10 protein-coding genes and 2 tRNA genes are annotated in these 12,498 nt (G+C 29.6%); 8 read left to right on the top strand and 4 right to left on the bottom strand.

Annotated elements, in window-relative coordinates; translation table 11 throughout:
• Nucleotides 1–229: 229 nt before the first annotated feature.
• From H6622_03210 to H6622_03190, 5 genes are all read left to right on the top strand, one after another.
• Nucleotides 230–1,657 carry a hypothetical protein gene (locus tag H6622_03210; GenBank protein MCB9060512.1) on the top strand — a complete coding sequence of 476 codons (1,428 nt, stop codon included), beginning with the start codon at nt 230–232 and terminating at the stop codon, nt 1,655–1,657.
• A 15-nt stretch (nt 1,658–1,672) separates the two neighbouring features.
• Nucleotides 1,673–2,749 carry a hypothetical protein gene (locus H6622_03205; protein ID MCB9060511.1) on the top strand — a complete coding sequence of 359 codons (1,077 nt, stop codon included), beginning with the start codon at nt 1,673–1,675 and terminating at the stop codon, nt 2,747–2,749.
• A 1,257-nt stretch (nt 2,750–4,006) separates the two neighbouring features.
• Nucleotides 4,007–7,141, top strand: coding sequence for a tetratricopeptide repeat protein (locus H6622_03200; protein ID MCB9060510.1), 3,135 nt, complete (start codon nt 4,007–4,009; stop codon nt 7,139–7,141).
• 51 nt (nt 7,142–7,192) lie between these two features.
• Nucleotides 7,193–7,280, top strand: a tRNA-Ser gene (locus H6622_03195).
• A gap of 18 nt (nt 7,281–7,298) precedes the next feature.
• Nucleotides 7,299–7,386, top strand: a tRNA-Ser gene (locus H6622_03190).
• 104 nt (nt 7,387–7,490) lie between these two features.
• On the opposite strand, the gene H6622_03185 is transcribed toward H6622_03190, so the two are convergent.
• Nucleotides 7,491–9,200: a DUF2339 domain-containing protein gene (locus tag H6622_03185; protein ID MCB9060509.1), complete on the bottom strand. Its 1,710-nt coding sequence runs from the start codon at nt 9,198–9,200 to the stop codon at nt 7,491–7,493.
• A 57-nt stretch (nt 9,201–9,257) separates the two neighbouring features.
• On the opposite strand from H6622_03185, the gene H6622_03180 reads away from it, so the two are divergent.
• The gene (locus H6622_03180) at nt 9,258–9,749 is read left to right on the top strand and encodes an RDD family protein (GenBank protein ID MCB9060508.1); all 492 of its coding nucleotides are present in this window, start codon (nt 9,258–9,260) and stop codon (nt 9,747–9,749) included.
• A gap of 16 nt (nt 9,750–9,765) precedes the next feature.
• Here H6622_03180 and H6622_03175 read toward each other — a convergent pair whose 3' ends face one another.
• Both H6622_03175 and H6622_03170 read right to left on the bottom strand, forming a co-directional pair.
• Entirely contained in the window at nt 9,766–10,185 is a 420-nt protein-coding gene (locus H6622_03175) for a site-specific integrase (GenBank protein MCB9060507.1), read from the bottom strand.
• 8 nt (nt 10,186–10,193) lie between these two features.
• A complete protein-coding gene (locus H6622_03170) occupies nt 10,194–11,099 on the bottom strand; it encodes a hypothetical protein (protein MCB9060506.1) in 906 nt (301 codons plus the stop codon).
• Between the two features lie 119 nt (nt 11,100–11,218).
• On the opposite strand from H6622_03170, the gene H6622_03165 reads away from it, so the two are divergent.
• Complete coding sequence (locus tag H6622_03165; GenBank protein ID MCB9060505.1) at nt 11,219–11,533, top strand: hypothetical protein; 315 nt, start codon at nt 11,219–11,221, stop codon at nt 11,531–11,533.
• On the opposite strand, the gene H6622_03160 is transcribed toward H6622_03165, so the two are convergent.
• The gene (locus tag H6622_03160) at nt 11,488–11,781 is read right to left on the bottom strand and encodes a hypothetical protein (GenBank protein ID MCB9060504.1); all 294 of its coding nucleotides are present in this window, start codon (nt 11,779–11,781) and stop codon (nt 11,488–11,490) included. The two genes, H6622_03165 and H6622_03160, sit on opposite strands and share 46 nt — an antisense overlap.
• Before the next feature lie 358 nt (nt 11,782–12,139).
• Between H6622_03160 and H6622_03155 the strand changes: the two genes are divergently transcribed.
• On the top strand, nt 12,140–12,418 hold the full coding sequence (locus H6622_03155) for a hypothetical protein (protein ID MCB9060503.1): 279 nt from the start codon (nt 12,140–12,142) through the stop codon (nt 12,416–12,418).
• Nucleotides 12,419–12,498 lie beyond the last annotated feature (80 nt).

Genomic DNA, 12,498 nt, shown 5'->3' with positions numbered 1-12,498 from the left:
GTTTCATTATTTTGCTGATATGTACAATTTCTTTTTGTATCATTCAAGTCAACTGGATGGTAGCTCTAAAGATTTTTCTTATATTCAGTTTTGTTGCCATGTTTTTTTGGCAACTTTTAGCAATGAATCTTTCTGTGAATATAGTATCAAGAGATTTTCTTTTTTTTGGATTAGTTATTCTTATTCAAATAATCAAAGTAATAATTACTAAACAGGCCAAGGATGAAAATTGATAGCTTTAATTTCTTCATTATTTCAAAGTACTTTTTTACTAACTGGACAAAAAAATAAATTTAAAAATAATGGAAAATTTATCAATTTTTATTTTATAACCAGTGTTATTTTTAGTTTGATAATTTTATTTTTTTTAAAAAATATTTTGCATGCAAGCTTATTCCTTCAAGACATTACTCCAACTTCAATCGTTGAAAATGAATACGTTGCAGTATTATGCCTTTTTGTACCACTCATATTATGGGCGCAATATAGAAATAATTTTGATCCACTTGAAGAATTTTTTACACAAATCTTTTATATCTTTATATTTGTATTTTTTTATTTTTGTTCTAATAACGAATTTAAACTTTTTGTACTAATCCCCTTTCTTACCTTAAGTAAATTATTTAATGAATATGAAAGGAAGATAATTTTTATTACGTTAGTATTTTTATATTTGCTGAATGAACAATTTATTTCAACATTGTTCTATTCTGCGATAGTGTTTTATACCGTTAATAAATTAATGATTAAAATACTAAACACCGATAAACTCTCTATTCATATAGAAGCTTTTATTACTCATTTTTTTGTTATTGATATTGGTAAGAAAATTGGGCTAATTTCTAATGTGAATAGTGGGTATAGCTATAAATTAATAGCACTCGTTTCAATCATACTTATATTTTTCAATTTAATTCGCTTTAGTTTTACCAGTAGCATACGAAGAAATTTTAGTTTGATGGTTAATACTTTTTTAGTCATTTCATTAATATTAGGGAAAATTTATTCTGAGCAATTATTTACTTTAATTTTTCTATATTATTTTTTCCCTTATCTACAACAGCATAGGAGGCTAAATTTTGATAAGGAGATTTTATTAAAATCACTTCTTTTGTTTAGTTATTTTTCTCCATTATTTTATATATTTCTACCTATTGTACTTACCTCAGAGATAGATTTAATGAATATGATTACAGTCGTAATATTTGGGATGGGGAATTTATATTTATTATTAAGCACTCTAGATGACCAATTTGAAAATAATTTATATGAGAAATCTTTGAATTTCATATATGGCCATCTCTATGCTTTGATCGTTGGAATAATAGTATTTATTTATTTTAGAACTCAATTTGATATTGATTTTTTCGCCCTAAATACTTTAGCAATTACAGGTGTAAATTTATTAATGCTTATAGCAGTCTTATTATTCAGATCTAGTGGTTTTAAGTATATTGAAAAATTACTTAATTTTTTAAAAGAGAATTCATTCAGGTATTCTAAAAAAGTGAATGAGAGCGAAATGAATTTACCTCAAATCATGAGAATTGACATTCCCAAAATTGATTTAATAGAAAATTTAAGGCTTATAAATAAAAAAATTGAAATAACATTCGTTTTTGCATTTTTAGCATTTATATTAATCGTCATTTTATAAAATGGAGGGGAGTATATGAAAATTGGATACATTTTTTTTATTGTTACTTTTGTGTATTCTCTACTTGCTAGATTTAATCATCTTTCTTCGAATTTTAAGAAAATTAAATTTGCGGTCGTTTGTTCTTACATTTTAAATATTTTTGTTGTCTCAGTTTTTTTCATATTGAATGTTAAACAGTACCAGATAGTAGAATATTCAATTATGCATATGATCTTGTTTCTTGGATTGTTTATATTTGTGATATATGAAGATATAAACTTTTTTTTATATTCTAAGATACTTTTTTCAATCGTTGCGCTTCTTTCTCTTTTGTTATATTTTTCTATACCTCTAAGTACAAGTGTATTTGCTTTTATTCTTTTTGCAATCGCATTTATTTTAAATTTAAAAAAAATACAAATATTTTCATTATCTGGATTAGGTATTCTGTTGGTAATTCTAGAATCCTTTCTAAAATATAATTTGGATATTTCATTATTGTCGAATATTATTTTAATTTGGATATTATTAAATTCATATATTTTTTGTGTTGAAGAAGAAAATAATTTTGAGACTGTTTTAAAAAAAGTTTTTATATTATTAATAACTTCTATTATTGTTCAATATTTTCAGCTTATGAATATGATTCAAAAGCAAAATTTGTATTTTGAAGTATGGATATTACTTGTTCTTATTTCATTTATTTTTATACCTCCAAAAAGTAGTTTTTTCTGTCTTGTTTTTTTATTGTTTTCCTTTTTTTGGGGCACACTCTCACTAGGCATAGATTTTAGATATCTATTTATATCAATGTTAATCCTCATGAGTATAAAAGTAATATTTGATAAAATAATAAAAAGAGAATTTGTGCCACTGTTCTTTGTTCTGCCTCTGCCTTTTACAGTCACATATAACTATCTCTTTTTAATTAATAATTATGTCAAAAACCATTTAGGAAATATTCAATACTGTAGCGTTTTTATTCTAGTTTACATTTTATTTAATGAATTTAGGAAGTCTTTGGATTCAAAGATAATATTACGTCCGTATTTAATCTTGTTTTTTATATGGCCAATTTATGGATTAGTTTATGAGTATGTTAATAAGTAGTATAATATCCACTTTAATTATTTTTATATTTCTAAGTAAAAGCAAGATTTTTCCGGATTTTTTTACTTCGTTTACAGGTGCTTTTTTTTTCCTTTTTGTTATTTTAGTGAAATATAATTTAATTAATTATCCGCATGTCGATTTTGTTTTAGGGGATCTTTTTCCGAGTATGTTGATTGAACATACTATTTTAATTCTTTTTTTAAGCTATATAGTTGGCATATTTTTTAAGCAAAATCTTGTTTCGCCAAATGGTATAGTTCAGTTGGTTGGTTGTTTATTCGCCTTAACTCAAAATGATATAATTAGTTTTTATCTAATTATGTTTACTGTAGAATTAGTGAATAATAATAACAAGAGATCAAACATATATCTAATAGTACTTTCAACAGTTTCGTTTTTAATGTTTTATTTATTCTTTAGCATTTCATCTATAAGTAAAGGAATATTTGTCTACGAAGTTAAGTCATTTGATTTTTTTCAAATTTCAATCGTATTTTATATTTTATTTTTTATAACAAATCTTTACTCAATATTTTCCAAAGATAAGAATTTAAAAATAACTGATGAGAATTTGATTTTTAAATATTTTATTTTCGATAGCATTTTGTTAACATTTGGAATTAAACTTTTCTCCACTTTAATCGATCTATCAGGTCCATCATTTCAAATGAACTTTTTTCTCACCTTTAACATAATTTATTTCATTGTGATGTTATATCTAATATTTAAAGTATTAGTAACGTTCGATATTAGATATTTTATTGAATACATTACTTTATTTTCTATCTTGCTATTGCTATACATGCAATTCATAGAAATTGATTCTTCTTCTAAAAATATAGTTAATTTTGTAATCGTTGGGATTATGTTATCTAGATTAATATTGCAAATTATTTTCAATATGAGTACTTTCTCAAGCTTTCACATTTCCAATTTTAAAATCAAAGATCCTATTATTTTATCTATTTTTTTTGCCTGTTCTTTTTATATATTGATTGTACCTGTCTATCATATGTTTTTTGTCGAAGACATATTGAATTATGATCTATCTATAGATATATTTAATACGTCAACATTTTTAAGTGTTTTAATTGTCCTTCTGACACTTTTGATATTTTCTTTTATTATTCAAACAAAACAACTTTTGAATTTTCAAGATAGATATCTTAATTTTTTGGAAAATTTTGATAAGAAACTAGCAGTGTACTCTTTTTTCGCTCTTTTAACGTACTATAATCTTGTTATAATCTAGATATGAAAAAGTACCGTGTTCGACAAAGAGATCATAAAATCTCTGGGCCTTTTGATCAAGTAAAACTAGTTGAGTACTTACTTAAGGACCTTTTATTTAAGACTGACGAAATTGCAGAGTTTCCAACATTTGAATGGGAGAAAATTGAAAATAATAAGAGCTTTAATGAAATTCTTAATGATATTGAAAGTGGTAAATTAAAACTTGATAACTTACATAAATTTGCAGAAAAAACTTTAGCGTCTTCATACAAAGCCTTTAGACCAGATAATACTGAAGCTCAAAATATAGCTCTTGCTGATCAGGAATATCCAGATGCCTCCGAAATTAGACAAAATGTTAAAGATAAGAAATATAAAGATAAAAACGATCAATTAAGTGGCAATACCTCTCAACATATAAGAGTCATCTCAGAGAAAGAAGAAGAAAATACAAATAAGTTTGAAAAAAGTGAACATACAGAAGTTCAAATTTCTAAGGAAATGGAAGAAGTTGATATAGATGCAACTGTTGTTTTTGGTCATAATGAAGTTGTCAATTATATTGAAAAAGATGTCTCAAAAGTTGAAGAAAAATTAAAACAGATAGATACAGAAAGAATAGAAAAAATTGAAGCACTTAAAAAAGAACAAGAGGAAATAAAACAAAAAAATGAGAAGCGAAAAATAAAAGTAAAAAAAATGTCTCCAATTGTGGCCCTGGCATTTTTTACAATCATTTTTGTTCTTTTTGAAGATGAAAAAGAAATAAAGCTTCCTCCTATAAAATATCCATCAATTATAAATATTGAACCAACTGAACAGGCCAATGCGCCACTAGGAAAACATTTTTATGATGAAGGTTTAAAATACTATAGGAAAAAAGATTATCAATCTAAATTATTGGCCGCAGAAAATTTTAGATTAGCTACAAATAACTACTTAAAAGGTGAGGCCATTGATTATTTAATTGCTATTTATGCTGAACTTCTCGAATTTTCTAAGCAACCCGAAAAAGATGCACGAATAATATACAATTTAATTAAATCTCAGAAACTCAAAAAATATAATAATTATCATGTAGCTTATGGACGAGCGAGTTTATACTGCTTCTTTAAAAAATTCTATTCTTGTAAAAAATATGCTGAAGAGTATATATCACTCAATAATAATCAAGCTTCACCTGAACTCTTAGCTCTTTTGTTAGAAGCAAATTTTGAAACTGGAAATTTCAAGGATTCTGATGATATTTTCAATAAACTAGAATCCATAAAAAATATCAAGAATTTTATGGTTATTGAACGAATGCATAATTATTTGAGCTCCACAAAGACTGAAGAGGAAGTTTTTTCGTTTTTGCAATCAAGAGAAAAAGATTTTCAGGCATCTGCACCTTTTTATCTTTTGCTTTCAAATTATTTTTTAGATGGCTCTCCAAAGTCTCTTGAAAAACTTAAAAAGATCGGTTTGAAAATTAACTTACTCTTTGCAGAAGGATGTCCAAAGTATCTTGCAGATTTTAAATCTCTTCAAGCGACTATTCTAATCTCTTTTGCAAATTACTATTTTGAAAAAAAGGATTATAAATCAGCTGTAATAAATTATAAAAATGCTCAAAAAAATTTTGAAGAGGCACACAAACTATTCCCAAGTTCAAATTTGAGAGGGAAAATACTTCACCTAGATAATTTGCTTGCTCAAATTGGTGAAGAAATCTCACCTGAATTAAGCTATGAACAAATACGTCAAAAATATTCATTCAAATTAGCACAAGAAAATAAGGTCATAAATGCAATCATCAAAGCAAAAAAGGCCATGAAAGATAGAAATTGGGAATTTGCTTTTTCTAAAGCGATTGAAGCAACCGAATATGGCCCAAATGATATAGAGGCGATCATTACATTAATAGATATTCAAATTAAAAGAGGATTTTTTCAATATGCTATAGATAAGCTCACTGAATTAAGAAAAAAATTTCCACTAGATCCAAGAGTAAACTATAGATATATCAATACTCTTTTCCACATTGGAAAATTAGAAAAAGGATATCGAGATTTATTACATTTAGGAAGTACTGAATTCTCTAAAAACTATAGGTTTAGTTTATTGATAGCTGAATATAATGGTATAAGAGGTTTTTTCTCTGAGGCGATAAAAAATTTTAAAACAGCAATAGATTTGAATCCTATTGAGTCAGATCTTTATTACAAATTAGCTAATTTTTTATTCACTTATGGCCGTTATAAATTGGCAAAAATATACATCAATGATGCTTTGAGTTTTGATCCTGAAAATTATGATTACCATATTCTTTATGCAAAAATAGTTGCTGAAGAGGGAGAAACAAATAAGGCCATTGGATATTTAGAAAGTTTACTTAAAAATGATGGAAACAATCCTTATTATTTGGCACAAATTGCTCAGTTTTATTACAGAGTGGGCAAGAATTTTGAGTATGAAAATGTTAGAAAAAAATTGGAACAAATTAGCACTTCTATAGAATCATTTTATGAATTCTTAATTAAACAAGCAGTCTTAAACAACGATTCAAAAAATTTACTCAAATATTCGAATGAACTTCTTTATATAAATCCAGGTAATTTAGATATTCATATAAAGCTTGGTGAATATTATTATTTGAATGAAAATTATGAAGAGGCCCTAAAATCTTATGATAAAGTTTTTAAAAGATTGAATGACTACCCAAAAATAAACTATCTTCTAGCAAAAACTTACTTGAAACTAAATAATATAGAAGAAGCTTCAAAGCATGCACAACTTGAAATTCAGTACAATCCAAATATTGAGAATGGACATTATATTCTTGGTGAAATTTATTACATCAAAGAAAATTATAAAGAGGCGAGAAAAAGTTTTGAAAAATCAATTTCTTTAAATTCAAAATATGTGGAAGGATTATTAGCACTTGGGAGAATGAAATTTAAACAAAATAAATTTGAGGAAGCACAACAATTATTTTATAGAGTTGTTAAAATAGATAAAACTAATGCTGCTGCACATAAAAATTTGGGATATCTTTATTTAAAATTAGGCCAAAGTGACATGGCGATAAATTCATTTGAATCCTATTTAAACCTTGAAACGAATTCACAAGAAGTGCAGCAAATTAAGTCCTTAATAAACACACTGAAAAAATAACATTTTCTTGCCATTTTCTATCTTTGTGATTAGTATCTGTGCTCACAATGCGGAGGATTGGCTGAGTGGTCGAAAGCGGTGGTTTTGAAAACCATTGACCTTCACGGGTCCGCAGGTTCGAATCCTGTGTCCTCCGCCACTTTTTTTTATAATGTTCGGAGACGTGGGAGAGTGGCTTAATCCAGCACCTTGCTAAGGTGTCGTACCTTCGGGTACCCCGAGTTCGAATCTCGGCGTCTCCGCCATATTTGAACTTTTTAAGAGCGACAAGCACCTGAGATTATTCGGTTTTTGATCGCTCTTTTTAGTTTTGGGTGTTGAAAAGGTTCAAAAGTTCGACGCAAAATTTTTAATTTTCGTCCCATTTCTGCATTTTCTTAAAGATCCAACCACAACAATACAGCAGTAGCCCTTCAGCTAAAAGGCAGCCCACTCGAATAAGGTTACTTGTATTACTTAGGTCATAGAAAAATGCTTTTAAACTTACTGCCAGCAAAATAGTTAGAGCTGAATTACCTAGAGTTTTATCCCGTCGCCAGCAAGAAATAGAAAGAATGACTGCGGCATAAATACCCCAAGTGATAGTTACAAAGAGAGCTCCTGACCAGGAAATTTGTTGCGAAAACCTGTATAGACCTAACATTACTTGAAGGTGTCCAAATCCTAGAAGTAAGGGGGAATACTTTATTGTGTCAGATTCAATGTTTTTGTTTGAAGCGAGTTTAATAACAGCAACTAATGCAACAACCCCATATGCCCAATTATATAAATAAATTTCTCCTATTGATTTCGTAGATATAATTGTCAAAATTGCGCCGTATACAAAAGTTGAAAATAGAACCATTAAAGGCCAAAAAAATTGCTTTCTAGCGTTTTCACTCTGACTCCACATGGCCATTATAATAACTCCAATGAGTAAAGCAGCAAGAGGCTTAACTGATTCACTTAGTAATTGGAAGTAAAAGCTATGAACAAAAGTAATTGCCGAGAAAGCAGTAAATGAAGGACCACTTTTGATGTCATTTTTAAGATAAGATTTCGCAAAAAAATAAATTGCTAAGACAAGTCCACCAATAGTTATTCCAAACCAAGGAGCAAAGCTAGGATTAATAGAGGATATTAAGTGCCCTGTAGAAAAGTAAAACAGCAGTAGTAATGGTAATACAGCGATGCTTTCGTCCGAAGAGAGAGGGCTTTTGTGGTAAACAGAGTAAGCAGTCATTGCTGACGAAAAAATTACGAACTGTATAAGTTGTAAAATTAATAGGTCGCTTTGCTGATCACGGCCGGATGCCTTTCCTGATAATAATAAAACAGTAAATACGGCATAGTAACTAGCGATGAACATGATATCACGACGTTTATTAATTAAAGAAGTAGCAGAGAAAGATATGTTCCAAATAATGAGAAAAACAGAAAGCACAGAGAGTTCACCAGTATTGTATCCAATAATAGGTGCAGATAAATAAGTTCCCGCCATTGCAACTAAAATATAAGCACGGTTACCTTTATTGAAGTTGGCGAAAATTGAAAAAATACCAACTAAAGTAGCACATATAAGTGCTGAGTTAGTATTTAAAATATGGTGATAAAAATAAGCTCCTAGCCAAGTTAAATGTAAAATTGTGGTACCTGCTCCAGCTAATAGGGCTCCATACTCCTTTTCAGCTTTAGGGAAAAAATGTGGAATAAAGAAAAATGTTAAGCCTGTCCCTGTTGCTAATAAAATTTGACGAATAGGAGTAAGCCATCCTGAATCAATGGTAATTTTTATAAAAAAGACACCTGCTAAAATTACAAAAATGATTCCAATAATTGCCAGAACTGAGGAGGAGTCAATTGATGGTTCATTAATTGGTTTCTTATGTTGAAAGTTTTTATTAATGGGTTTTGAAATGTTACTTTTTGATTCAAGCTTAGGTTGATCCCTTAATGTAATGGACTCATTTTTATTCACGTTAGAAATGGGAGGTTCTGATTGTCGTGTTTTTGAAATTTGTTCTTCTAAAGAACTTAGTCGTCTATCAAAGTCTTTTAATACATCTTCAAGCTTTGTCATAATTATCTACCATTTTTTACAATAGTATCTTATTATTGTAATAGAGAAGTGGGTTTTATGAAATCTAATAATGATGAGAAGTCAATTTTAAATGAGTACTTAAATGAAAATACAGGTGAAGCTAAAAGCACCATCTCATTAAACTCCGAGTCAGTCAGTTTGGCACCTTCTGGCAAAAGAATTGTAGCAGCGATTATAGATAAGATATTAATTATGATTATTGCGAACTATGTATTTGGACCTATGGTTAAACTTGCCCAGTTACCAAGCCTTACCCTTTTTTTTGTTAATATAGCTTTAGATTTTGTATATGGTGGATATTTTTACTCAACTAAAATGGCGACTCCTGGAAAGCTTATTTTTAATCTTCAGGTTGTAAATAATAAAAATGAAAAATTGAGCTTTGTAACCGGAGGACTAAGAGACTCTTTCGGAAAATCATTATCTGGCTTGATACTCGGAATTGGTTATCTAATGGGGTTGATTCGTTCTGACAAAAAAGCTTTGCATGACATAATATTCAAGACAACAGTTATTGAGAGGCAATAAAAACAACTAATCTGCACTACTCTTCCCAACACATATCTTTGGCCTTGATTTCTCTCATTAATCCTTCATAAGTGTGAATATATTTTGAGTGCACTTTCTCACTGGCATGACCAAGCCACAGCATTGAAAGCTCTTTATCTCCAGTCTTACCGTGAAGAAATGTCCCTCTACTATGTCGACAACAATGCCATGATTTATACTTGAGTCCTGATTTTTCAAATGCCTCTTTTAATCGAAACATAGAAGTCGTTTGAACAATGCCTTCAAATAAGAGATAGTCCGATTTATTTCTTGAAAGCAGAGAGTGATTCTTCCAGTCTCTATATTGAATCTTGGCCCTTTTCGATAATATTTTCCAAAGCTCTTCACAGACAATGGGAATTATTCGAGTGTTACGCTCATTGATGGCCTTCTTTATTTTAAGAGGCTTTTTCAAGACCTGATTCAATTTATCTCTGACAATTGATTTCGATCCGTCATTGTCTGGTTGAGATGAGAGCGTAAAAAAGCCGAAATAACGATACAGGTAATCATCTGGTATGTTTTTGTCATCCTTATAAAAATGAGATTACGCCTGAGTAAGTTCTTTAATGAATCTCTACTGATCTCCCCTTTATAAATATCAGCCAGTGAAATCCCAAGCCCTTCATTAAATCTCATACCTGTCCAATAGAGCATCAAGAAGAACTCAGCTTCATTTTGATAACCCAACTCAAGAAGTTTTTTGTAAACTATCCAGCTATCATTCTCTTCAATAACATCATCAATAGACTTTTCATTCAACTTTGACTCATCAAAGGCCTCACAAATGTGAAGCTGATTAACGATACCTTCGTTCTTTAGATGCCTCATGAAAGTATTGAGAGATTTAACTGCGTGATTCATTGAGCTGTAAGATATTTTCTTATTTGGATTTCTAATGAGTCTAGCGTCATCTTCAAGCCATACTTTGAATTTCCTATAATTGAGATGCCAATTATTGATATTATTACTCTTGGCCACATTCAAAAAATAAGGAAGAACGTAATACTTCAAATAATGAACACTGTTTTTATACCCATAGGGAGATTTACGTTTTTGCATTTGGGTGTATTTATCGAGAAGGCTCTTGAAATTATAGTACTTATCCTGCCACTCAAGTTGCCGTTTAAAGCGCATACGAGCGCTATCAAACTCAGCCTTTAATGATTTATCAACTTGTATGGCCTCTTCTTTTGTTGCAATATCTCGCCCGAATCGGTTTTGAATTTCAGATTTCTTGAGCCTGATGTTTTTACCTTGTTTTGAGTCATAAACCATAAATGAATAATAACTGTTCCCCTTTTTATCTCTCTTTAATGTGTAGGCCATTGTTCCTCCATGAATTGTTAAAAGTTCAATATTCGCCACCACATCCTACAAAAGAGATCAATTCCTCTGATTAAGATCCATCATCAAAATATTAGAATGACGTCTATAGGAGATTTGAAATGAAAAAAGTAATAGTGAAGAACAAAAAATTGAAAACAGTGGTCGTAATTCCAAGGGCTCAAAAAGATCTTGCAAAAAGTGAGTATGAGATAGGGCTTGTCAATTTTATTACTGGATTAATGGAGAAAGATTATATTGAGAAGGCTTTAGCACTCATCAATTTATTTTTTCATAAACTATCGCTACCTGAGAAAAAGCAGTTAGTCCCAAATATCATTGAAGCAACGAGCCAGTATGAAATTCACGCGAATATGTTACCGGAATCATATTATGATTTTTTAGTATCAGATGAATCCAATGAGCTATTCTTCTGATTTTTAAGTTTTCTTCTGTCAATAGATATCTTTTCACCTCTATGTTTTTCTGAAATATTAAAAACGACTAACTTTCCACCTTTAACTTTTCTAATATGGAGAAGTTCTTTAGTTCCATATTTTGGACAAGATTTGCCCTCATATAGTTGATTAAGTTCTTTAATTGATAGACCAAATTTTTTGGCCTGAATTTTCTTTAAATCCTCTAAAGAGGGCGTCGTGTTTTCTTTGGATTTTAAGATATTCATAATACCTCCGCAAAATTATATGAATTAGCCTAATGGGCCTTTTAGTGGGGTCAAGCAGAGATCTGTTTGATGATAGGAGAAACGTAACAAGTTAATGATCTCAATGGCCTATAATATAGAGAATTTGAAAAAACTGGAAAAATAACCGGAAAATAATTTAAGAGAATTATTGATAGAGATTTGTCTATAATAACCCCTCAAAGAGGTCAAAAATCAAACAAACCAATATATAATTGATGATCAAAAATTACCCATCTTTTTACTATTACCTTTATCATTATTATTAATAGAAGTAAGTCCAGAAGTTTAGATAGAAGTCACTATAGAAGTACATGGAATTAGGTGTTTAGGGGTAATAATGTCTAATGATAACGAAATATATGATCGCTTAAAGCGTAAGATTGCAGAAAAATGCTTAAAGGCCAATATTGATTGGAGTGAAGATGTAATATTTGGAATGTCTCGAAATGGTGAAGTGAAGGTCTTACCTTCAAAAATCCCGCTTGGCAAATGGTTAAATGGATTATTTTTTATGATGTTTGGAAAGAGAGGTATCTCGGCACTTGAGCTTCAAAACCATCTCTATCTAAAAAGCTACTCTACAGCTTGGGGGGAATGCTTCAGAAGATCAGAGTAGCATTAATCGATCGAGACGCCCTCTATAAGCTGAGTGTCAGATCTGATAGCAGTCAATACATTTAAACAATATATAGTCTA

The sequence above is a fragment of the Halobacteriovoraceae bacterium genome (assembly GCA_020635115.1).
Lineage (GTDB): Bacteria > Bdellovibrionota > Bacteriovoracia > Bacteriovoracales > Bacteriovoracaceae > JACKAK01.
The sequence above is the reverse complement of the archived record's forward strand: the minus strand, read 5'-3'. Positions and strand labels throughout refer to the sequence as shown.